Source organism: Hyella patelloides LEGE 07179 (assembly GCF_900659865.1).
GTDB classification, from domain to species: Bacteria; Cyanobacteriota; Cyanobacteriia; order Cyanobacteriales; family Xenococcaceae; genus Hyella; species Hyella patelloides.
In genome coordinates, this window is the sequence record NZ_LR213776.1 from 1 (window position 1) to 22,657 (window position 22,657).

The window sequence follows — 22,657 nt, forward strand, 5'->3', positions numbered from 1 at the left end:
TGGTTTGCTGTCCAAAAATTTTCAGATTGTAGCTCCTGAAGATGGTGACTACACAATTTTGGTCAGGCTTGCAGGATGGGCTAATGAAGGAAATGGTGTTGTTGTCGAGGTTGATAATGTTAGTTTAGGGGTTGATTAACGGCAACTTGAATCAGGGAAAATTACTGTGTTGCGATTAATTAAAGCAGGTATTGTTACTCTTGGCGATCGCTGATTTTCTCATGTCAGCAATATCTAAAAATACATATTTGATAACTGTTTTATACTTCTAACTTTTCAAAAAGAGTAGCTAAAATTGTATTAGAAATTAAAAAGCCTTCAGGGTCGATTAATTTAAGCCTAGTTTCTCCTTTTTGATTTTCAAGGACTACTAGATTTTGCTCTGAATAGGGTTTTAAGCAAGTTAAAATATTGGCTTTAGTTTGTTCTCCAAAATTTTTTGCTATTTGGGATAAACTGACACCTTCTACTAAGCGTAAGCCTAACATCAGAGTTTCTAATAAATAATCATTTTTAGTAAGGTTTGGAACATTAATAATTGCTCCTTTTTGTACCCAATCATAATAGGTTTTGCGAGTGCCAGGACGATTAAATCTTAGATCGTTGAAATAACTAGCTGCACTCATGCCAAATCCATAGTAATACTTATTTTCCCAATAAATTCTATTGTGACGACATTGATATCCTGTTTGAGCATAATTAGATATTTCGTAATGTTGATATCCTTGTTGTGTCAGCAATTGTTGGGTTAGCTGATACATTTTTCTTGTGGTTTCATCTGTGGGTAGCGGAGTTTCTCCTGGTTGATATTGTTTTCCAAAAGCAGTTACAGGCTCAAGTACTAAATCGTAACAAGATATATGAGGCGGTGCAATTTTAATTGCAGTTTCTAAAGAGTGTTGACAATGTTCTATAGTTTGATGGGGTAAACCTGTAATTAGGTCTATACTAAAGTTTTTAATATTAGCTTGTTTAATTAAATCGATCGCAGTAAAAATATCTTTAACATTATGGGTTCTTCCACAAATTTCTAGTAGTTTGCTATCGAAAGTCTGGACTCCTAAGCTAACACGATTAATACCCAAACTTAAATATTCTTGTAGCTGTTTTTTATCAAATGTTCCAGGATCAATTTCTAAAGAGATTTCCGCATTAGAGGCAATACCCAAATATTGTTTTATGGTAGTTAAAATTGTTGCTAATTTATCTACTGGTAATAAAGATGGTGTTCCTCCACCAAAAAAGATAGTTTGTAACGGCTCATTTTTAATAGCTGTTAGTTTAATTTCTTGGCAGAGATGATCTACATAATCTGCTACCATTGTCGAACTATTCTGTAAGGGAGCATCTCCTACTACGGAAATCGCAAAATCGCAATAATAACAACGACGACGACAAAAAGGAATATGAATATAAGCAGCAGTAGGATTATGATAAATCATTCAATATTTTGTTCAGTAACTTCTATGATTTTACCTTGGGAGGTTTTCTTAAATACAGCAAGAGCATCTTGTCCTTGTTGTACGTTAGCCAAACAACAAATATTACCGATCTTATCTGAAGCAACTTGCATAGAGGAACGATATTTAAGATGCATATGACCAAATAAAACTAATTTTGGTTGTAAAGCTTCAATTAATAATCGAGCGTATTCATTGCCAATTTGCTCGTATCGAGCATTAGAGTATCTTTGTTGCAGTTTATCTAAGTCTTCTTTTTTTAAGATATCAGTAGCCCATTCATGCATAATTAAAATATCTGTATCTTGATAATTAAGTGCTTGTTCAATTTCTACTTCGGTAAAGCCAATATATTTTTTATTAGAATAAGATTTGATAGCTTTTATTGACGGGCGATAAGAAAATAATTCTGGTTTATATATTCCCGAAACTCCCACAATTTTTAAATCACATACCTTAATTTGATTAACTCTTCCTAAATAATTAAAATTAGGAGCTATCTCTTGACCTTGAGGAAAATAGTCTAAAAATCCATAGGGTTCATGGTTGCCACCAATAAAATATAAAGGATAAGTAAAACGAGCCTGATTATGATAAAAATTGGCAAAATCTCCTAACTTTTTATACTTAGTTGGAGCATCCATTGTTACTAGATCTTCTTCATGACGATGAGGTTCAAAATCGCCTACTTGTAAAACAAAATCTAGTTTTTGCTGATGTTTTGCTTCCCACTTTTGTAACAGTCCTAGCATCTTATAAATATGACCATGAACATCTCCAACCGCAGCGAAGTAAATATCGAGATGTGTGTTTTTCTCTATTGTCTCTATCATCAATTTAACCAGCTATAAGCTCTAAGCTTTGTTTAATTCCTCCACTTCTAGCATAGTGGAATAAGACTACGTAGTGGATAAAATTGCCCCCACATTTGCTTGCTTGTAACTAATAGCCTATAGCGATTTTAAAATCATTTAGGATTATTATATAGCAATACGTTTTTAGTTTAAGACATTAGGGATTTGTTCAAAGGGAAGAGGCAAGAGGCAAGAGAAAACGTCCTAATGTTGTCCCGTAGTGTTATAGTTCTATTTTGAGGTTAGTTTTCAAACCAATAATCGCTAAAATCACATACAGGTTCATAACCAATCTTTTTATAGATTCTATTTGATGTGGGATTGGCTAAATCGGTAAATAAAAAACAATATTTAAATCCTTTATCCAACAAGGACTTACTCAAAGTGGCAACACAAGACTTTGCATAACCTTTTCTCCGATATTCTGGAGGAGTATACACAGCATTGATTCTAATTCCGTTAGGAGTTGCTCCGCTCACACCTGCCATCGATACAGGAACATCATTTTGCCAAATATACAAACTATTTTGGCTGAGACGACGATCGCAATTTTCTTGATAGTGTTGTTCTGGTTCATTTTCGCCTAATGCTTCTTCGGCAAAAGTTTTTATCCAACTAATTAATAAAGGGCGATCTCACGAAGTGAGGCGTTGCACGATCGCTTTTAGTAGCTAGACGCAGATAACCATTAGTTTTATTGACTGGGTTCACAACTTCTAATTGATAAATACGCTGTGCCAAACCCAATCGATAAGATTTTCCTGTCAAAGATTGCCACATTTGAGCAAAAGTGAGTGCTTCGGGTTTGGGTGCAATAACACCTGGTAAAGATTCCCCGCGAGAAACCAAATCTCTGGCAATAATAGCGATCGCATTTTCCGATCCAGATTTTGATAACACTAACTCATCAGGAGGCGGAGTTTTGATGGCAGTAGCTAAAACTGTATTGTTTTCTGTTACTACAGCTAAATAAGGCTGCTGAGTAAAATGTTTTCTCGAACCTATTCCCAACATCCAACAGTGAGTGGCTTCTTGCTGTAGCAAATAATCTTTTACAGTTTTATAGTAGCAATCTATATTTTCAAAATGCTCGATTTGCATTTTTTAAGTCTTTCTACTTTGTGCTATTGTTTCCTTTTTTTATCTTACAAATTTATTGACGGTTGTAAAAAGCGATCGCTCTAACTTAAAAAACTATTCTTATCTCAATTTGATAAATGGAAAGCTACACATAAATTCAATCTAAAGAAAGGGTGGGCGATGCTCACCCTTGTATATCGAAAGTAGTGATCGACTGTTGCATTCTTTCTTCTAATTGGTATTAGAGATGTTGGTTTATTTCTGCACGTACCAAGAGCAATGGTATTAATTGTTGTTAAAAATCTTAACTACTGATTTCTAACTCCTGATTGCTAACTGCATGACTTTTAACTTCTGATGCATTAGGATTTAATACTTGATGGTATTTTTGAGCAATAATTTGAGGAGTAAAGTTAGTTTCTAAATATTGGCGACCAGAAGCACCCATATCTACAGATAGATGAGGATTGTCCGCTAAATAACGAATAAAATTAGCTAAACCGTAACTATCTTGGTTATTAAAACAACCGCCACAGCCAGCTTCGGCGAGTAATTCTCTCAAATAAGAATGAGGTTCACAGATAGCTGCGATCGCTCTTCCTGCTGCCATTACGCCATAGAGTTTACTAGGAGCGACGATTCCTTCCATACCTGGGGCGATACTGACTAAAGCCAAATCACAAGCTGTTAGAGAATAGGGGAGATTTTTGCGGTCTTGATAGGGTAAAAAACTACAGTTATCAAAACCCCAATCTGCAACAGTTTGACGACAGATATCATGTTTTGCGCCAGCACCAATAAAGACAAACTGGATCGGCTCATTTTTGAGTAGTTTAATTGTGCCTAAAATAGTATCGACATCATGACAACGCCCCAAATTACCAGAGTAAAGTACAGTAAATTTGCGATCGATTCCATGTTCGCAAGCAAACCAGTTTTGTTGTTTGGCTAGAGGTTTAATCCAGTCTGCATTAGCCCAATTGTGAATAATGGCAATTTTAGAATCTGTGTCAGGGTGTTTAGCGGTAATACGATTTTTCATGGTTTCACTAAGCACGATAATGCTTTTAGCTCTGCGCCACACCTTCCCATTAACCCAGTTCCAAAATTTGGCGATAGGATGATTGTCACTAATTAAGCCAAACTCTGTCGCCACATCAGGATAGAGATCGTAAACCAAACAGACATAAGATACTCCAAAAAAGAGATTAGTTAAATAACCAACTACAGAAAGAAAAGGAGGTGCAGTAGTAATTAGTAAGACATCATTTCTTTTGCGATGACGCACGATATGTAAGGCTGTTCTCAAACAAAAGATGATTCCATTAATCGCTTTACCAGTAATTCTTCCCGACCACATCCGAGAAGCACGGGATCTTTTAATAGTCACTCCTTTGACTTTTTCTTTAGGGGGAGCATTTTCTTCGCTAAAAGCGTATCCTGGTTGTCCAGTAAAGACATTTACCTCGATATTATTATCCTCTAATTGCGTAGCTAATTCTTGAATTAATTGACCCGTCGCAGCGTAATCAGGTGGATAAAATTGCGTAATTATCGATAAACGAAAGTCATACTCTTTTGCTATTTGTAAATCTTTATCTTGAATAGTTGTATCGATATAAACATTTTTAATTTGAGTTGCCCACACATCGGATAATTTAAACACTGTTAACTTTACCTATAGATACGACTGGAAACTGAGTTTTTACTGTCTTATAGTTCCCAAAAATCACGTAGTATCGATCGCGATTATGATTTTTTGGGTATTTTTTTTGGCTAATAGTTTCTACTGAGTAAAATAAAATATTACTGAATATAAGTAGCTAAATTTACGTATTTTATCTGATTCCTTCAATTCCTTATCAATCACTAAATCTAAATCAACAAGTCAAACTAGATTAAGGATTTTATAAAGATGCCATGTTTTTTATCCCTGTAAAATAACCTACGAGTAATTACGTAATAAGATAACTAATAAGCAAACTTTTAAAATTAAATCAATTTTAGATTGATGTATAGAAAACTTTTACTTAGTGGTCTTACTGCTCTAAGCGTTATTACTTTATCTTCTAACAATCTGGTTTCGGCATTTTCCGCAAATAATGACCCAACTAAGCGAGAATGTACTGCTATTGATAGTTCAAAACTCAATCAAAAATCCGATATTTTGCAAAAATTCAATTTTTCCGAGCATCTGAATGTTAAGATTGAAGGCTCAGGGATTGTTGCTCAATTTGTGCCTCAAAATACGCAACAACAGGCTATAGAATTAGATGATTTAGCAGCAGCTACGGGTTATAAAAGTTTTAATTGGGTAAATTATGTAGAACAAGACCCTTATGGCATTGCAGATTATCAGGGAAATTTATTATCTCTTCCTTATAACGACCCACCTCCAGGTGGCTATCAATACGAAGCAGCAGATCGTCAACCTTTTTATTGGGATATTGAAAAGTGCGAAAATTGCAGTTCTCGTCACTATTATCAACATCCCAAAATTAAGCAAAAATTTACTTTAACCTTTGAAGATCATCCTTCTGATTATCGTCTGCAACTAGGAGAAACTATTGAATTTGTGACTCATTTAGTAGGAGTTAAAAATAGTCATCTCAATCAGGAGCGATTGCAATGGGATGTCTTAAGCACCTTTAAATGGCAACTTAGTAATAATGCTGCTGGTAGAAGTCAAGTATCTTTAATTGCTGTAGAGCATAATGTTTTAGAGCTATCATCATCTTTACTTGCTCAAATACAAAATGATGGCGGTATTATTCCTGATTTAGAGATTGCGACTCAGGATAAATACAATTCTCATAGCCCCCAATGCCCACTACAAAGTCATCAAAATCAACATCTTGATAGCCATCTTTAACTAAAGTTGAACCTGTATCATCAAAACGTAATAACAGCCCACCTTCTACTAAAGATTCAAACTGATTAATTTCTGAATTAGGGATATTTCTTCTGGTAGCTAATTTAGTAGGAATTTCTTCGTTAAACAAAGCTTGTCTGTTGCTTTGATTATTAAAAAAGTCTACGGAGTAAACTACTCCTGCAAATTTGCCTTCATAGTAGGACTCTAAATAAAAGGCATATCTTTTACCTGTTTTAAAGGTAAATTCTACCATCGGTTGAGGTACAGCATTACCTGGTGTTCCGACAAAATCGTAGTTAGAACCACTCAAATTATCTTCATAGGTAGAACGGCGACTTACCGTTTCATAAATATCAGATGGCTTAGTTTCTGCTAGCAAAGGAGTTTTGGCACAAGATTCAAAAATAATTTCTCCTCCCACACCATTTTGACAAGAATCTAAATCAATTATCCCAAAAGTAGATTGATACGCACCATGAGATTGAATAAATTCAAATTCAATAGTGGTATTTTCTTGAAATTGAATTCCTTTGTTTCCGATATAATCATTGGCGGTTGCTGATTGACTCAACACGTTGAGAAATCCTATTGTGCCGAGGGAAATACTAACCAAAGCTAGTTTAGATAATTTTTTTGGCTGCAACCTGGTCAAGTAATCGATCATTTGCTGATTTAACTTCATTTTTATTAATTCTCCGCAAAGCTTGTGATGTTACCAAATGCTGTTTTCTGGGTTTAATTGATCCACCTGCTCCACAAATTTTTGTGATTCTTCAAGCTTTTTCTCCACAGTTTGACGAGCTTGAATTGCAGGATTGACACAATTGGCCGATCTTCTTCTGACAAATTTTCTAGGCTGATTACTAGCTCTTTGTTCTACTGCTTCTGCTGCTGCCAGTTCATTTAAAGAATTTTGCAGGTCATTTTCGATCAATTCGGCTAAATCATTCAAGCTAATAGCCCTAGTACCCTCTCCAGAAGGAACACAAGGGTCAGAAAAACAAATTGTAACTGTATTAGAGCTATCAGAACTCAAAGTATCGGCATTTCCTGTTATGGTTTCACCACCAGAAACACCACTTATATCTTGAATAGATTGAATGATATCGGGAGAAAGAGTAATGGTGCTACCTAATCCTTCTACTGTCAAGACACCTGTATCAGAATCTAAACTGCCATTAATGCCATTACTAGGAACACTCGTATCGACTAAAGACTGATTAGTCGGGATTGATGTTGTATCGTGATTAAAACCATTAGCATTACTAGGATTAATAGCAGCTATTTCTCCTGCAATAATCACCAAACCAGCTAAAAACCATTTATTGCTCGTAAACATAATTAATTTTTGCACCTAATCTATATACAGTTAAAATCCTGCGCCGACTCCTAAAACAAAACGTGCGCCATCTCCTGCGCCAGTAATATCTCTTAAGCCTAAGTTGAAAGTGACGGGTACAGTTTTAAAAGGAGAGATCGAAGTACCTACGGCTAAGTCTTGTCCTGTCCATTCGATAATGCCACTGACAGGTCTAGCAATTCTAAAAGCTAAACTACCAAAAACATTAAATCCTTCTTCATCATCTTCAATTGCTTGTTCCGTACGAAACTGTCCATTGCCAGCTCCTACAGTCAAAGCGACTCGACTAAAAGCAGAATTGAGATTTTCTCTAGTAGAAAAGATTTTAGTTGTCGCTAGATAAAGAGAATCTTGGAAGTCATTTTCATCGCCAATATTTAAAAATCCATTCCAGCCAGCAGCAATTCCCCAGCCAGTAGAAATAGTACGATGAAGTTTGGCACTAAAACCACCTGTACCAAAATCACGATTTTCACCAAAACCAGCCATGGTATAATTGAGTTCAAAGCCAACCGCTTTTCTGGCGTTGCCAACACCAATACCAAAGCCAATAACCCCATCAGGATCATCCTGATCGAAACCCGCTCCATTGCGACTATTGGGGGTAAAACCAATACCTACATAAGCATTACCGCCATCAGCACCAAACCCATAAGGATTTGCCATAGTAAAGCCAGGTGCGCCTCTATTAGGAGCAAAGTCACGACGACCAATTTGTTGCAATTGAAATAAAGTCTCTGTAGGTTCTTCTTCTTCATCAGAGTTTGACCACGAACCATTGGCGATGTCTTGAGGTCTATCAGAAGCCTCGTTTTCTGCTTGTGCTAAGAGAGAACTTGCTTTTGTTGTCCACTGATTTTGTTCGATAAAGTCAGCTTTACGAACCGAGAGATTTTGATTTTTAATATTGTCTGCTGTAGTTTCAATAGTGCGAGCTTCTACTGATAGTTCAGTCAAAGGTAATAAAATAGCACTTAAACAGATCAAATTTACTATACGCATTAGTTTACTTTAGTACAATACAAATAAAACATTTACTAAGGTAAGACTACAGAAAAAGGTCAATAGGCTACAGAAGTATCAACTTAACTTTTGTAAGTAGTTGAGTTAATTTTCTTAAGTAGCTATCCTTAAATCCAGTAGCACTGTTGCTGTTATACTCTAGATTTTTATAAGCCTCAACCAAAAAGTAAAAATTTCAGAATATTTACGTAAATAGTTGATTGAATACATATTAAGTAGCTAAGTATAATTTCTATTAAGAATAGATATTATAAAAAAATAATTATTATTAAGAAAAAAAGCAATAAATAGCTTAAGCTTGTTAATTAATAGATGGAAAGTCTAGATCGTAAGGATACAGAATGCCATAATGCCGATAAAATAAGTTATAAAAAAAGTAACAAACAATTCCTAATTAGGCTTGCGCTCAAAGCCAATAAACAAATAAACAATAATAAATACTCGTAAAAAATATTGTTTAAATAGCTATTGATACGCAAAAATCCTATTAATCGTCATCCGTATTTGCTCTAGTCAATTACTTATATTTAAGGAAAAATACGTATAAATACTGACAGCAAAAAATCGGTAATTTGATAGCATCTTAAAAGTAATAAGCAATGAATATTTCTCGATCTCCAATGGACAAAAAAACCTGGGCAGCTATCAGTGTTGTAAGCCTGGGAATTTTTTACTTTAATCTTCTCTGGAAAACAACAGGAGATATAGATAGCTTAACAACTGACCTGTTATTTTATAGTGCAATTTGCGCCTTGCTGTGGCGACGGAAAGATTCTCTAGTCTGTAACAGCGATCTGGTTTCTTCTTTTGTGGGTTTGTCTTTATTGACTATTTTGTTAATAAAAAGTACTACCCTTTTTAGTTTTGAGGCTACTTTAATTCCTTTGATTCCTTTCTTTGCTGCTATTAGTTTGGCACTAATTAGCTCTGGTATTCGAGGTATTGGACAATACAAAAAAGAGATATTTTTTGCTTGGTTTTTATTTTTCCCCACAGGAGTAATTGGGCATTTTATAGATGGTTTAATTCAAATTACGGTGTTAAATGCCAAGCTTGCTACTTACATTCTCTATTATGTCGGGTTTAATGTGGCAAACCAAGGTAATCAAGTCATCCTTGCATTACCAGAATTAGGACAATTTAAAGCGATTGTGGATTATCCTTGCGCTGGAGTTCCTATGATACTCCTGATGCTGAAATTATCACTATTGCTAGTGTGCTTCTTTCCTTTTAATAAATCGCAAAAAATTTTGATTCCTACTGTTTCGGTAGCAATTGGATTTACCCTAGGAGTGATTCGAGTTTGTATTTTAACTTTGCTAATTCCCCAGCCAGCTAAATTTGATTATTGGCATGGCTCAAGTGGCGATGGGATTTTTTCTACTTTGGCTGTTGTAATTTTTTCTGGCTTTGCTTATTGGATGCTAGAGAAAGCAAACTCATCAGTTAATAATAACCAGTTAGTAGTTCCTAGTGAGTTATCGGTTATCAATGATCGGCAAGCTATTAGCGATGAAAAGGTAGCAACGAACAACCAACAACGAACAGCTAATTATGATTAAAAAAAATCTTTGGCATCACAGGTTATTAACTACTACAGCCATTGGTATTAGTCTTGTAGCAACTTATTCTGTTATTAATCCTAATGCAGGAAATCATTCTGTAGCTACTTTTGCTTTTCCCGAACAGATACCCCTTCCTTTTTGGGAATATAGGGGTAATCAAGCAATAAATGTCAGTAAATTGAACTCTGAAAAAAGTCAAGATGTAATTCAATCGGCAAATCGTTATCAATATCAAGAAAACGATACCCGATTAGATATTGAAGTGTATTATTTGACCGATACTAGGGGTAATGTAGAAAGTCTTTTAGTAGAGCAAACTAAGATTACTCCTGAAAGTTTAAAAACCCAAGAGATCGAACAACAAGATAACGGTTACTATAGCATATTTAGCGATCGCGATCGCACCTATCTGAGTAGTTGTCTCAATCCTACTGGTAATAGTACGGTAACTCAAAAACAGTTTTCGCAAAATCTCGATCGACGCCAGTTAAATCTCAAGTTGCTTGGGAATTGGCTGTTGGGTAAAGATAGTATACGCGATCGTCGCTGTCTTTGGGTAACGATTTCTATTCCCAACGATAATTCTTCTTTTCTGCAACCTAGGGGAATCCTCGAACAAGTTTGGCAAAATTGGTACGAATGGTGGCAACCCCGTTTTCCCAGTTTATAAATTTGCATAAATATACGGAATTAATTTCATGACTAAAAGCCCCACTTCCCCTGTGATTAGTTTTTTTAAAGAGCAACAAGTTTTTTCTCTAGCTATTCTACGTTTAGTTGGCTATGGACTGATCGTGATGGCTGCGATCGACTATATTAGTTTATTAATTCCACCTCAATTGATGAATCCTGTCTGGGAATTTAAAACTGTGGGAGCAATTGTCGAGCGAATTCCCATTGTTTTATTGGGTCTGGTTTTTGTCTTTTGTGGAGAAAGAGAAGAACGTACCCCCATAGAAAATTTGTTACTGAGATGGATATCTTGGTTCTGTTTAATTTTTGCTATCTTTTTATTTATTACCTTTCCCCTCAGTATTATTAATGGTTTCCGTATTTACTATAGTAATAATGCTCAAGTTAACCTTCAAATTGGTAGTCGTATTGAAAATTTAGCTAAGTTTCAAACAGAACTAGAATCAGCACAATCTCTAGAACAAATTGGCAATGTTTTGCAAAAACAGAGTAATAGCAAAGTTAATATTCCACAGTCAGTAAATGAAGAGCAACTCAAAGCCGATATCTTAAAAAGCGTCACAGAAAACCAAAATACATTAAAATCTCAAGCTGCTAATTTACGATCGAGTAAAAGTTTTACTCTTCTCAAGCAGGGTATTAAGTGGAATCTCGGAGCATTGATTTCTGCTTTTATTTTATTATTTATTTGGCAGCAGACTTTTTGGGCAAGAATTAAGTATGAACCAGAAAATGATTAAATTAGTTACTTGAGACTAAGTAATCAAGTTAAGAGTTACTAAATATATTATTAAAGCTAATTTTTAATTTATTTAAAAAGCATTTTTATGAAAACACAAAAACTCATAATCAAGATATTTTATAACCTTTAGCTTACTAATTAATACTGATATTTACTACTGCTTTTAAATCATTAATTCTGTTACTTAGTAGGCTCTACAAATAAATGAGTGAATTTACTGAGGCAGCCTACGTATAATCTGTATAATATAAGCTTAGTAACTAGATATTAAAGCAAACTATTGACTAAATACTTATATTTAACTATCAACTATTTTTTGAGTTTGAAACTTTATTGAATATATAAAGAATTATCATTAAGTAATTTCCCAACTGTTTGATCGTCCAAAACTTTAGTTCTAAATAATTAGAATGAATAATCCCATAAATAATCCAGAATTTGTTCAGTTACCTTCTCAAGAAACAGGCTTTTCTTTATCTGAACTTAAGCAAATAATTTTTCGTCGCTGGAAACCAGCTTTAATCGTTGGTACAACAGTATTTGCAGGAATTTTTATTCCTACTATGTTGCAGACACCGAAATACCAATCAGAAACCTTTATTCTTCTAGAAAATCCTCAAACTAAAGAATCTGCCCGTATTGTTCCTGGTAATATGACAAGAGGAAGTGCCTTTTCTAGTCTGAGAGATTTATCAACAGAAATCTTAGTACTCAGAAGCAACTCTCTAATTTCTCAAGCTATAGCTCAATATCCTAATACTTTTAAAGGATTATCAGTAGGTGAGGTTATTAGTAAACTATCTATTAATACTCAGGAAGTTAACGAGATTCCTACAGACGTTTTGACGGTTTCCTTTATTGATTCTTCTCCTCAAAGAGCCAAAGAAGTATTAGATGCTCTGGGTAAAGTTTATGTTCAATATAGTTTAGATAAACAGCGTTCTCAAGCAGCTAATGCTATTGATTTTATCGATGAACAACTACCAGATTCTCAACTGGATTTAGATAAAGTAGCCTATGACATACGCAGTTTTCGCCAAGAAAATAATCTAGTCGATCCCAATATTTATGCTTCTGATGTCAGTAAGTTCCGTCAATCTTTAGAACAAGATTCCAGGTCAACAGAAATAGCTCTTGCGAGAGCTAAAAGCAAGTATCAAGAACTATATTTTCAACTGCAACAACTAGGTCAAGAGCCTGATACTATCCTGGCATCTACTGTTTTAAGTCAAGATGGGGTTTATCGAAAGTTAGCAACTCAACTAAGTGGATTAGAAACTCAGTATCTTTTAAATAGCACTAACTTTAAGGATACTTTCCCTATAATGCAAGACCTTAAAGATAAAGGACAAGAACTTCAAGAATTGTTGAGAGAGCGAGCTACACAAGTCTTAGGAAATACTGTCTCTCAGGCTGTCTTAGATAAAGCGATCGCGACTTCAGCAGAAATTATCAATAATACTAATACCACAACTAGCATTACTAACGCAACTGAAAGCGAATCAACTACGGAAAATTCAGAAGTTAACTCTCAAGGTAACATCCTCGCAAGTCTAGGGAATCAACTTCTGGCAGCCAAACATGAAATAGCAATTCTCGAAAGTCAGATAGGAGGAACCGACAAAGCCAAAGCTAAAGTAGAAAATAGCTTTCAAGATGTACCTCAGTTACAAGAGGCTTATGCAGAATTAGAACGTCAGTTAGTAGTTAAGTCAGAATCACTTGACTATTTATTGAAAAGACGACAAGAATTGCAGATATCTCTTGCTCAAGAAACTGCTCCTTGGAAAGTTCTCGACAAGCCTTATCTACCCCATAAGCCAATTTCGCCTAATATCCAAAGAGGTTTAGCTTTGGCTCTGGCTGGCGGTGGTTTTATTGGCATCTTAACTGCCTGGCTACTACATCAGTTAGATACTAGAGTTAAATTAATTGACGAAGTCAAACAAATAACTCAACTACCTTTATTGGGTGCTGTACCTAAAGTTTTAGAACCTCGTATAGTTCTTAGTAATGAAGCAGAAATTAATATCTCAAAAGGCTACAATTATAGCTACTCTTCTTTTACGGAAGCTTTTCGTGCTATTGCGATGAACCTGGGCTATATGATGGCTCAATCAGGCAAAATTAAATCATTAGTTTTAACTTCTTCCACTTCTTCTGAAGGAAAAAGTACTACTGCTTATAACCTGGGTTTAGCTCTTACCGATTTAGGCTCGCGAGTTTTAATTGTTGATGCAGATATGCGTAAGCCTAAAATGCATAAACTCACGAAACAGTCTAACGAAAAAGGTTTAACTGAAGCTATTGTTTCTGATGAACATTGGTCAGAAATTGTCAATCCGAACATAGTAGATGGTCTAGATGTTATGACCGCAGGTTCTAATGTACCGAACCCCATCGCCATCTTAAATTCGCCAAAAATGGCTCAGCTTTTGAAAGAATGGGAAGAATCTTATGACTATGTTTTAATCGATACACCACCTATTGGCATAATGGCAGATGCTCAAAGCATTATCCATCTTGTGGATACAGTTTTATTTGTAGTAGGAATCGAACGCGCGACTCAGAAATCTATTTCCCATACCCTGGAAATCTTGCAAGGCAATCACTCTAATTTAGCTGGATTTGTCGCTAACTTTGTGGAGAAAGACTTAGACTACTATTCCTATTCTTACTACTCACACTACTACAATCAACCTACTAATAGTGGTAATGAGAATCAACAAGAAAACAGTGGCATTATGCAACAATTCCGCCGTCGATAAAACCAGTTGCTAACAGAGGCAATGTGATGAATAAATTAACAAAAAGAAAAATTAATCGCAGTATCAGACATTCCCGTCAAGCAACTTGGAATATCTACTCTCCAGAAAGTCAAATCAAACATCCGATCCAGCTAGTCAAAATCATGTGGCGCGATCTACTTGCTTCTCGTGAATTAGCTTGGCGACTCTTGGTTAGAGACATTAGTGCTAAATACCGTCAATCTTTCTTAGGTATCTTTTGGGCAATAATTCCTGCGGTGGTTACAGCAGCAAGTTTTACCCTAGCAAAAAATAACGGGATTGTTAATATCGGTACGACTGATTTACCTTATCCCGCCTATGTCATGTTTAGTATGACGCTGTGGCAAACTTTTGTCGAAGCTCTCAATGCACCTATTCAAGGAGTAACTGCGGGAAAAGCCATGTTAGCGAGAATTAATTTTCCCCGCGAAGCACTGATTTTAAGCAAGCTGGGAGAAGTCTTCTTTAATTTTGGCATCAAGTTAATTTTGATTATCCTGATATTTATCTGGTTCAAAATGCCTGTGAGTACTAGTGTAATTTTAGCTCCCGTAGCTTTAATTCACTTGGTAGCATTAGGAACATTTTTTGGTTTAATATTGGCACCTATCGGAGCTTTATATCAGGATGTTTCGCAAGTTATCACCTTAGCAACTAGCTTCTGGCTATTTCTAACTCCTGTCGTTTATCCCGTACCCAGTGGTGGTGGTTTATTTGGGGTAATTATCAAGTTTAACCCCGTGACACCTCTATTAGTTACCACGCGAGAATTAGCCACTACGGGAATTATTTCCGATCCGATAGGTTTTTGGATTGCCAGTAGTATCAGCTTAGTTGGTTTGCTAGTTGCTTGGATTGTTTACCGCATCTCAATGCCTTACATAGTAGAAAGAATTAGTTCCTAGAAAATGATTAATCTTACCCCAGAAAAAGTAATTGAACCTTCTCCTGACAATAGTGAAGTAGTTCTCTCCGTCGAAGGAGTATCTAAAAAGTTTTGTCGCGATTTAAAACGTTCTCTATTTTACGGAGTACAGGATATTGCTGGCGAATTAACTGGATTTAGAGCAAAAAGCGATAAGTTAAGAACCAAAGAATTTTGGGCTTTAGATAATGTCAATTTTCAACTTAAAAAGGGCGAAGCACTGGGCTTAGTGGGTAAAAATGGTAGCGGTAAATCAACTCTGTTACGCATCATTGCAGGTTTAATTAAACCCGATCTCGGTACGGTAAGAGTAACTGGTAGAGTTGCACCTCTAATCGCTTTAGGCGCAGGTTTTAATCCCATCCTCACAGGAAGAGAAAACATCTATGCCAATATGTCAATCTTGGGGTTATCCACTAAAGAAATTGATGAGAGATTTGATGATGTTGTTGAATTTGCAGAGATCGGAGAGGCTATTGATTCTCCTGTGCAAACATACAGTTCTGGAATGGCTGCACGCTTAGGCTTTGCTAGTGCCATTCATACCGAACCAGATATTTTGTTGATTGATGAAGTATTGGCTGTTGGAGACGCAAAATTTAGAGCCAAATGTAACCGAAAACTCAACGAAATTCGGAGTCAAGGTTCATCTTTTGTTTTAGTTTCTCATAATGTAGCAGCAATTTTAGGTATATGCGATCATTCTGTATATCTATCAAAAGGAAATATGATTGCAGATGGCTTAACAGATTCAGTAGTAAGGAAATATGAAGCAGATTTATTTATCCAGGAACAGGAAATATATCATGGAAAAGTTTACTTTGAGGAAAAGACCCCAATAGCAAGTTCTGGTGCAGATATTAGATATTTTTGTTTCAAAGATATAGATGGCAATATTATAGATTTTCCAGAAGTTGGAGAATATGTTAGTTTTTGTGTTGGGTGTAAAATACATCAAAAAATTGATGAAATCTTTATTTATTTTGCTATCAACGATCTAACTAAAGACAATGAAAGTATTTTAGTAATGTCTAGTCGTTTTGATAAAAAATGCATTAAAACTCAACTAGGAGAATTAGAAATACAGTTACAGTTACCCTGTTGTTATCTTAGACCTGGTACTTATGAAATGGCGATACATCTGCAAAAGCAAAACAGTTACGCTTTTGATATTGTTTCTTCTTTAAGGTTTGAAATTAAAGATTCTCATAAAATTACTTATTTGAATGGTAGAAATTTATTTTATCATCCTAGAAAATGGAATTATTTGACTACTAAATATTAACTATTGTTGAGCAATATAACTCATGTGAAATGAAGAAATTATTTAAATCTAAGATAAAGTCTTATTTGTCTAAAGGAATTCAATATTTAGCTAATAGTCAAGAATTTTCGGCTGTATTAGCTAATAATGATTTTTTCATCCAAGAATTGAAACAATCAGAAAAACAAAAAGAGTCATTAAGAAATCAAACTCTTTTACAGCAGCTTAAATTCTGTGGTCACGGAGTCAGGTTAAATGGCAAAATGTTTATTTCCAGTCCCCAGAATATGATTATTGGACACAATGTTCATATTAATGAAAATGCTTATTTTTCTTCTGCAGGGGGATTGACAATTGGAGACAATGCTCATATTAGTCGCAACTTAACTATATATACCGTCAATCATAATTATCGTGGAGAAGCTTTACCTTACGATCATAAAGAAATTAGAAAGCCTGTTGTAATCGGCAAAAATGTTTGGATTGGTATGAATGTTTGTATTGTTCCTGGTGTCCATATTGGAGACGGGGCAATTATTGGTCTAGGTACAGTAGTAACTCAAGATATACCGCCGTTAGCAATAGTTGGTAATCAGCCAAGTCGTGTATTGAAATATCGAGATACCGAACACTATCAAAATTTAGAGTCGAAAAACTGTTACGGTGGCGTTGGTGGTCAAATTTTAGCTCCAGAACAACTAAAATACCTACAAAATAATAAACAAAAGGGATATGTTGAGTCCAATTCAATCAATTACAAGTAATAAATTATCCTATTATCGAACTACTCATAATTTCAAAAACTATGCTGAGTTTGAAACTTTAGAGCAGTTTAAAGAATATTGTATTTGGGCAAAAGCTAATAATCGTAAAATCTATATTTTAGGTAATGGCTCTAATACTTTATTTGCCCGCAAAAATATTAAATCGCTAATTCTTAAAAATCAACTGCACAAGAAGATCGATGTATTATCAAAAAACAAAATTAGAGCATCTTCATCTACTTTAATAAGAGATGTTTTAAAATACTGTTTTGATAATTCTCTTGATTCTTTCTATTATCTGGCATCAGTTCCAGCTACAATTGGCGGAGCATTAGCTATGAATGCTGGAAGAGGTAAAAGTTTTCAGCGCACTATTTACGATTTCGTTGAGACTGTTGATTTTTTTGATTTTGAAGACAATCGTGTTAAAACTCTAACTAACGAAGAAATTGTCAAGAGTTATAGACAAACAATATTTACTGGTATTCAGTCGAAGCTGATTTTGAGTGCAGTATTTAAGTTTCAGAAAATTCAGTTAGAAGGCAATCCCATCACGCAAAGATGTATATGGTCAAAAGAAAATCAAGATTATTCTGCACCTAATTGTGGTTCTGTATTTAAGGAAGCCGATCCTTATATATTGAATAAATTAAGAGGTTGGCATATCAATAAAGCTAGTTTTTCTTCTAAAACAAATAATTGGATTTTAAATAAATCTGAAAGTTATATTCCGCTAATGTTACTAATTACAGCAGCAAAAATAATTCATTTTTTAAAAAGAAAAATAGCTAAAATTGAAATTATTTTTGTGGATTAAATTAATTTTCTAGATTTAAAATACTAGGTCTTTCAACAAGGAATAAAGAAAATGAAAGTAGGAATTATCACTTTTCATCATACTACCAACTTTGGTGCAACATTACAGACTTATGGATTGTGGAAAGCAATTAAAAATCAAGGGCATAAGGTTGAAATAATTGATTATAGACCAGCTTCAGCTACTCAATACTATCGGGAACGAATTATTAATCCTATTAGTTGGAATTTTGATTTTTTACCCTGGTTGAAACTTTTGCTGAAATATTTTTTTCCTGGTTTGGCAAAATATATTAAGATGAGGCTTTTCTTGATATCTGAATTGAATTTAAGTGAGAAAAAATTTATCAATAAAGAACAATTAAAATCTTTTCTAGAATCAACAAAAAACTATGATGCTATAGTCTGTGGAAGCGATCAAATTTGGTGTATTAATTCCATCAGAGGATTTGACACTTCTTATTTTTTGGACTTTGTTAATAATAATTGTCGCAAGTTAAGCTACGCAGCTAGTTTGGGTCCAGCAGATAGTTTTGAAGAACATTGTGAATATATTAGTAAGTTAATTAGGGATTTTGATAATGTTTCTGTACGAGATAGCAATAGTTTGAATTTAATTAGGCAAAATTGTGGTATTTCAGCAGTTAAAGTTCTCGATCCTACATTTCTTGTTAATTACCAAAAGGTTTTTAATTTAAGAAAAAATCCTATTAATAAAGAGTATCTTTTGTTGTATATAGAAAAAATCATGAATTCTCAAGAAATTGAGTTTATTCAGTTTCTTGCAAAAAAAAGAAATTTAACTATTATTTCAATTGGAGAGCCTTGTTATATAGCAAATAAAACCATAGTTAATCTTAGTCCTACTGATTGGTTGAGTTATTTTAATCATGCTTCTTATGTAATTACTAATTTTTACCATGGAACTATTTTCTCTATAAAATTTAACAAGCAATTTACAACTCTTGCCAGAAAAAGCAAATTAAACAAAACTGGTGATTTATTAAATGATTTGGGCTTAAGCAATAGATTTGTAAGTAATATTCAATCTAACTTGTTTGAGCAGCAATTAAAAGAAATTAATTACGATATTATTGGCAAAAAATTAGAAACTGAAATATCAAAATCAAAGACTTATCTATCTGATGCTTTAAATGGGAATCAATATAAAACTGCACCACTAAGTACGATAGGAACCAGTACAAAAAATTAAGGTTTAGGCAAACACAAACAATGAATGTATTATCAGATAAACCACTTGTAAGTGTCATCATCCCAACCTATAATCGCGCTGATTTAATCTGTCAGACTCTTAATAGTGTACTTAGACAATCGTATCAAAATTTAGAAATTATTGTTGTTGATGATCGCTCTACAGACAATACTGAAACAGTAATTAACAGTATTAACGATCCTAGAATTCGCTATCTTAGCCACTCAACTAACCAGGGAGGTGCAGCAGCACGTAATACAGGTATTGATGCAGCCAAAGGTGAATATATAGCCTTTTTAGATTCTGATGACGTTTGGGTTGCTAATAAGCTAGAGTTACAACTTGCTTCGATTCTCCAATCTGATAATCCCCAAAGAGTAGTGAGTTATACTCAAGCATTTTATAGTGCATCGGGAATTTCGGAGTCTACTTATACAGCGTTTGATAATCGCTTTTTTGTTCCTAAAAGGGGGAAAGAATTAACAGAATCTCTGGGAGATTATTTATTTTGTCATGAGGGAAAAGCATTAACTAGCACTTTAATACTACACCGTTCTCTCGCTTTAGGAACTCGTTTTCGAGCAAGCTTGAGAAAGCATCAAGATTGGGATTTTTGTCTAAGACTAGAAGCTAGAGGAGCAATATTTTCCTTTATTCAACAGCCTCTTACTATTTGGAATGGCGATCCTAAATTAGAACACGTTGGGAGAAAAGTTGACTATCGACTGTCAGAAAGCTTTATGACAGACTGTCGAACTTATGTTTCATCTAAGGCTGCTACAGCTTTTTTACTGGATAAAGTAGTTCCATTTTTAATCCAAGACGGAACGAGAAAATTATATTGTCAAAAAATATTTTGCCAGGGATTAGTACACAAATTAATTTCTGGTAAACAATTTACCAGAATTACTGCTCGATTGTGGTTGAAAAAATTAAAAACATTACGCAAATTAAATTTTATGAGAAGAGTATTGTCTTCTTGAAGATTTTTACTAACGAAATAGACTAAAGTGTCGCAGATTATTAATCAATTTCTAAGTTTATATCCTGTTCTTTATAGCTAAAATAATATGCGGTATTTAAGATGACAGCCATTACCAGAAAAATCCACCAATTTAATCAACAGCTTCAGACTCAGTTATGGACTAAATATTACATAGACTATGATTTGTCATCTGAAAACACAATTCTTTTAGCTGGATGTGGAAGAAGTGGAACTACTTGGGTTTCCAATATTATTAATTACCAAAACAAGTATCGTTATATTTTTGAACCTTTTTGCTTGGAAGAAGTTGATGTTTTTAAATCTTTAGATTTTGGTAATGGGAAATATCTCAGACATGACGCAGAAGACAAAGAATTATTAAAAGTTGTTAAATTTATATGTTCGGGTAAACTAAGGAATAAATGGTGCGATCGGTTTAATCAAAAGTTTATTACTGATCGAAGATTAATTAAAGTGATTCGGATTAATCTGCTTTTAGGGTGGATAAATCATAAATTACCCAGTATGCCAATTATTTTATTACTCAGACATCCTTGTGCTGTAGCAAATTCAAAAATTCAACTTAATTGGAAGACAAGTATCAATAAATATTTAATTCAAGAACAATTAATACAAGATTTCTTGCATCCTTTTATCGACACAATTAAAGCAATTAACAACCAAGGAGATGCTTTTGAAAAAATAATATTAGCTTGGTGTATAGAAAACTATGTTCCTCTCAAACAATTTGAAAAGAAAAAACTTTGTATAGTTTTTTATGAAAAACTTTGTACAGAACCAGAGTTAGAACTCAAAAAAATCTTTTCTTTTTTAGGAGATAAGGATAACAAATATCTTACACATAACTTTAGAATACCATCGCAGCTTAGTCGGCGATCAAGTTCGATAATTACAGGGGAAAATTTAACAGATAGTTGGAAAAAAAATATTACTGAAAGACAAATCAAAAAAGCTATGGAAATACTAAGTATATTTGGTTTAGAGCAAATATATTCACATAATTCAATACCTGAAAGCCAAAATTTAAAGATATTAATGGCTAGTTAATTTTTGGGTGAGTCTTGTTTTTTATGTAGTTCAAGAAAATAATATGAATAGACCAAAACCGAAAGTCAGTATTTTAATGTGTGTCTATAATGGGGAAGCTTACCTACAAGAAGCTGTAGACAGTATTCTACAACAAACTTTCCCAGACTTTGAGTTTGTAATTGTTGATGATGGTTCAACAGACAGCAGTTGGCAAATTCTTACAAAATATAGTAAACAAGATTCTCGAATTGTTCTCATTAGTAACGCAGAAAATCTTGGTTTAGAAAAATCTTTAAATAAGGGATTAGCGACTGTTAAAGGAAAATATATTGCTCGTCAAGATGCAGATGATGTGTCTTTACCAAATCGTCTGCAACTACAAGTAGATTTCTTAGATGCTCATCCAGAAGTAGGTGCATTAGGCTCTTCTATAGAATTTATCGATCGCGAAAGTTTAGTTTTAAGACAATTAGAAGTAGCTACAGACCACGACTCTATAGAAGCTCTACTATTAGTTAATAACTGTTTGTGGCATTCATCAATGATGATGCGTCGTCACCTATTACAAGAGTTAGCAGGATATAACGAAAATATGCTTCACGCCGAAGATTACGATCTTTGGTGGCGCATCAGTCGTCACTCTCGCTTGGCAAATTTACCAGATATTTTATTACAGTACCGCCAAGATAATGTCTCTGCTATTAGCAAACTCAAACGCCAGCAACAGCTTGAATGCGCTCAAAAAATCTCCCTCAGAGCAGTCCAGGAAAGTTTACCAAAAACTGCTTTAAATATAGATAAGCTAGCTTACGAGCGATTTTGGTGGGCATATTTAGGATTAATAGACCCTCAATCTTATCAAAAATGCTGGTATAGCGATCGCGGAAAATCAGAGTTACTCCGATGGCAGGATATTAGGCAGCTTCAGCCATTTTGGGATTTATTGGCAAACCATCCAGCAGGGGCGAAAATTTGGGGATCCCGACTATATGAATTAGTCCTTTATTGTTTGCGTATTCGACAAACATCTACAGGGCTTTATTTGCTTTGGGTTGGCTGGCGACAGTTACAAATGCCAATTTCTTGGTCGATAGTTTTCAGAAGTTCAACCAAACCTTATCTACCCAACTTTTTCCATCGACTGTGGCGAATTAAGCAGCAAAAACAGCAAAAACCTCTATTTTCTAATTAATTTATTC

The 22,657-nt window shown here is 34.4% G+C and carries 21 protein-coding genes; 13 read left to right on the plus strand and 8 right to left on the minus strand.

Annotation, left to right across the window (positions count from 1 at the left end):
- Window positions 1-260: 260 nt before the first annotated feature.
- From hemW to H1P_RS02980, 5 genes are all read right to left on the minus strand, one after another.
- Window positions 261-1,442, minus strand: a complete 1,182-nt coding sequence (gene hemW, locus H1P_RS02965) for a radical SAM family heme chaperone HemW (protein WP_144863996.1) — start codon at window positions 1,440-1,442, stop codon at window positions 261-263.
- Complete coding sequence (locus H1P_RS02970; protein ID WP_144863998.1) at window positions 1,439-2,293, minus strand: metallophosphoesterase; 855 nt, start codon at window positions 2,291-2,293, stop codon at window positions 1,439-1,441. Before H1P_RS02970 ends, hemW begins: the two co-directional genes overlap by 4 nt.
- Before the next feature lie 263 nt (window positions 2,294-2,556).
- Window positions 2,557-2,934 (minus strand): GNAT family N-acetyltransferase, encoded by a 378-nt coding sequence (locus H1P_RS37195; RefSeq protein WP_222426903.1) that lies wholly within the window; start codon window positions 2,932-2,934, stop codon window positions 2,557-2,559.
- Window positions 2,930-3,415 (minus strand): hypothetical protein, encoded by a 486-nt coding sequence (locus H1P_RS37200; RefSeq protein ID WP_222426900.1) that lies wholly within the window; start codon window positions 3,413-3,415, stop codon window positions 2,930-2,932. The genes H1P_RS37195 and H1P_RS37200 overlap by 5 nt, the downstream gene beginning before the upstream one ends.
- 283 nt (window positions 3,416-3,698) lie before the next feature.
- A complete protein-coding gene (locus H1P_RS02980; RefSeq protein WP_222426901.1) occupies window positions 3,699-5,060 on the minus strand; it encodes a glycosyltransferase family 4 protein in 1,362 nt (453 codons plus the stop codon).
- Between the two features lie 345 nt (window positions 5,061-5,405).
- Between H1P_RS02980 and H1P_RS02985 the strand changes: the two genes are divergently transcribed.
- A complete protein-coding gene (locus H1P_RS02985) occupies window positions 5,406-6,266 on the plus strand; it encodes a hypothetical protein (protein ID WP_144864000.1) in 861 nt (286 codons plus the stop codon).
- Here H1P_RS02985 and H1P_RS02990 read toward each other — a convergent pair.
- The 3 genes from H1P_RS02990 to H1P_RS03000 are packed head-to-tail and all read right to left on the minus strand — an operon-like array spanning window position 6,163 to window position 8,631.
- Window positions 6,163-6,951, minus strand: a complete 789-nt coding sequence (locus tag H1P_RS02990) for a hypothetical protein (RefSeq protein ID WP_144864002.1) — start codon at window positions 6,949-6,951, stop codon at window positions 6,163-6,165. The two genes, H1P_RS02985 and H1P_RS02990, sit on opposite strands and share 104 nt — an antisense overlap.
- A gap of 30 nt (window positions 6,952-6,981) precedes the next feature.
- The gene (locus tag H1P_RS02995; protein ID WP_144864004.1) at window positions 6,982-7,608 is read right to left on the minus strand and encodes a hypothetical protein; all 627 of its coding nucleotides are present in this window, start codon (window positions 7,606-7,608) and stop codon (window positions 6,982-6,984) included.
- A 30-nt stretch (window positions 7,609-7,638) separates the two neighbouring features.
- Window positions 7,639-8,631, minus strand: a complete 993-nt coding sequence (locus H1P_RS03000) for a hypothetical protein (protein ID WP_144864006.1) — start codon at window positions 8,629-8,631, stop codon at window positions 7,639-7,641.
- A 620-nt stretch (window positions 8,632-9,251) separates the two neighbouring features.
- Here H1P_RS03000 and crtA point away from each other — a divergent pair.
- From crtA to H1P_RS03060, 12 genes are all read left to right on the plus strand, one after another.
- A complete protein-coding gene (gene crtA, locus H1P_RS03005) occupies window positions 9,252-10,214 on the plus strand; it encodes a cyanoexosortase A (protein ID WP_144864008.1) in 963 nt (320 codons plus the stop codon).
- The gene (locus H1P_RS03010; RefSeq protein ID WP_144864010.1) at window positions 10,207-10,887 is read left to right on the plus strand and encodes a cyanoexosortase A system-associated protein; all 681 of its coding nucleotides are present in this window, start codon (window positions 10,207-10,209) and stop codon (window positions 10,885-10,887) included. The genes crtA and H1P_RS03010 overlap by 8 nt, the downstream gene beginning before the upstream one ends.
- A 28-nt stretch (window positions 10,888-10,915) precedes the next feature.
- Window positions 10,916-11,650 carry an HpsJ-like protein, cyanoexosortase A-associated gene (gene hpsJ-A / locus H1P_RS03015; protein ID WP_144864012.1) on the plus strand — a complete coding sequence of 245 codons (735 nt, stop codon included), beginning with the start codon at window positions 10,916-10,918 and terminating at the stop codon, window positions 11,648-11,650.
- A 412-nt stretch (window positions 11,651-12,062) separates the two neighbouring features.
- Window positions 12,063-14,420 (plus strand): GumC family protein, encoded by a 2,358-nt coding sequence (locus tag H1P_RS03020; protein WP_144864014.1) that lies wholly within the window; start codon window positions 12,063-12,065, stop codon window positions 14,418-14,420.
- A 26-nt stretch (window positions 14,421-14,446) separates the two neighbouring features.
- Complete coding sequence (locus tag H1P_RS03025; protein WP_144864016.1) at window positions 14,447-15,346, plus strand: ABC transporter permease; 900 nt, start codon at window positions 14,447-14,449, stop codon at window positions 15,344-15,346.
- Window positions 15,347-15,349: 3 nt separating this feature from the next.
- A complete protein-coding gene (locus tag H1P_RS03030) occupies window positions 15,350-16,651 on the plus strand; it encodes an ABC transporter ATP-binding protein (protein ID WP_144864018.1) in 1,302 nt (433 codons plus the stop codon).
- 29 nt (window positions 16,652-16,680) lie between these two features.
- The gene (locus H1P_RS03035; protein WP_144864020.1) at window positions 16,681-17,394 is read left to right on the plus strand and encodes an acyltransferase; all 714 of its coding nucleotides are present in this window, start codon (window positions 16,681-16,683) and stop codon (window positions 17,392-17,394) included.
- On the plus strand, window positions 17,363-18,211 hold the full coding sequence (locus tag H1P_RS03040) for an FAD-binding protein (RefSeq protein ID WP_144864022.1): 849 nt from the start codon (window positions 17,363-17,365) through the stop codon (window positions 18,209-18,211). The genes H1P_RS03035 and H1P_RS03040 overlap by 32 nt, the downstream gene beginning before the upstream one ends.
- 51 nt (window positions 18,212-18,262) lie before the next feature.
- Complete coding sequence (locus H1P_RS03045; protein WP_144864024.1) at window positions 18,263-19,423, plus strand: polysaccharide pyruvyl transferase family protein; 1,161 nt, start codon at window positions 18,263-18,265, stop codon at window positions 19,421-19,423.
- A 20-nt stretch (window positions 19,424-19,443) separates the two neighbouring features.
- Complete coding sequence (locus tag H1P_RS03050; protein ID WP_144864026.1) at window positions 19,444-20,406, plus strand: glycosyltransferase family 2 protein; 963 nt, start codon at window positions 19,444-19,446, stop codon at window positions 20,404-20,406.
- 101 nt (window positions 20,407-20,507) lie between these two features.
- Window positions 20,508-21,476, plus strand: a complete 969-nt coding sequence (locus H1P_RS03055) for a sulfotransferase domain-containing protein (RefSeq protein WP_144864028.1) — start codon at window positions 20,508-20,510, stop codon at window positions 21,474-21,476.
- A gap of 43 nt (window positions 21,477-21,519) precedes the next feature.
- On the plus strand, window positions 21,520-22,650 hold the full coding sequence (locus tag H1P_RS03060) for a glycosyltransferase family 2 protein (RefSeq protein WP_144864030.1): 1,131 nt from the start codon (window positions 21,520-21,522) through the stop codon (window positions 22,648-22,650).
- Window positions 22,651-22,657: the final 7 nt, after the last annotated feature.

Excerpts from the sequence above, each read along its gene's own strand:
- hemW (WP_144863996.1), bottom strand. The coding sequence starts at position 1,442 with ATGATTTATCATAATCCTACTGCTGCTTATATTCATATTCCTTTTTGT.
- H1P_RS02970 (WP_144863998.1), bottom strand. The coding sequence starts at position 2,293 with ATGATAGAGACAATAGAGAAAAACACACATCTCGATATTTACTTCGCT.
- H1P_RS37200 (WP_222426900.1), bottom strand. The coding sequence starts at position 3,415 with ATGCAAATCGAGCATTTTGAAAATATAGATTGCTACTATAAAACTGTA.
- H1P_RS02985 (WP_144864000.1), top strand. The coding sequence starts at position 5,406 with ATGTATAGAAAACTTTTACTTAGTGGTCTTACTGCTCTAAGCGTTATT.
- H1P_RS02990 (WP_144864002.1), bottom strand. The coding sequence starts at position 6,951 with ATGAAGTTAAATCAGCAAATGATCGATTACTTGACCAGGTTGCAGCCA.
- H1P_RS02995 (WP_144864004.1), bottom strand. The coding sequence starts at position 7,608 with ATGTTTACGAGCAATAAATGGTTTTTAGCTGGTTTGGTGATTATTGCA.
- H1P_RS03000 (WP_144864006.1), bottom strand. The coding sequence starts at position 8,631 with ATGCGTATAGTAAATTTGATCTGTTTAAGTGCTATTTTATTACCTTTG.
- crtA (WP_144864008.1), top strand. The coding sequence starts at position 9,252 with ATGAATATTTCTCGATCTCCAATGGACAAAAAAACCTGGGCAGCTATC.
- H1P_RS03010 (WP_144864010.1), top strand. The coding sequence starts at position 10,207 with ATGATTAAAAAAAATCTTTGGCATCACAGGTTATTAACTACTACAGCC.
- hpsJ-A (WP_144864012.1), top strand. The coding sequence starts at position 10,916 with ATGACTAAAAGCCCCACTTCCCCTGTGATTAGTTTTTTTAAAGAGCAA.
- H1P_RS03020 (WP_144864014.1), top strand. The coding sequence starts at position 12,063 with ATGAATAATCCCATAAATAATCCAGAATTTGTTCAGTTACCTTCTCAA.
- H1P_RS03025 (WP_144864016.1), top strand. The coding sequence starts at position 14,447 with ATGAATAAATTAACAAAAAGAAAAATTAATCGCAGTATCAGACATTCC.
- H1P_RS03030 (WP_144864018.1), top strand. The coding sequence starts at position 15,350 with ATGATTAATCTTACCCCAGAAAAAGTAATTGAACCTTCTCCTGACAAT.
- H1P_RS03035 (WP_144864020.1), top strand. The coding sequence starts at position 16,681 with ATGAAGAAATTATTTAAATCTAAGATAAAGTCTTATTTGTCTAAAGGA.
- H1P_RS03040 (WP_144864022.1), top strand. The coding sequence starts at position 17,363 with ATGTTGAGTCCAATTCAATCAATTACAAGTAATAAATTATCCTATTAT.
- H1P_RS03045 (WP_144864024.1), top strand. The coding sequence starts at position 18,263 with ATGAAAGTAGGAATTATCACTTTTCATCATACTACCAACTTTGGTGCA.
- H1P_RS03050 (WP_144864026.1), top strand. The coding sequence starts at position 19,444 with ATGAATGTATTATCAGATAAACCACTTGTAAGTGTCATCATCCCAACC.
- H1P_RS03055 (WP_144864028.1), top strand. The coding sequence starts at position 20,508 with ATGACAGCCATTACCAGAAAAATCCACCAATTTAATCAACAGCTTCAG.
- H1P_RS03060 (WP_144864030.1), top strand. The coding sequence starts at position 21,520 with ATGAATAGACCAAAACCGAAAGTCAGTATTTTAATGTGTGTCTATAAT.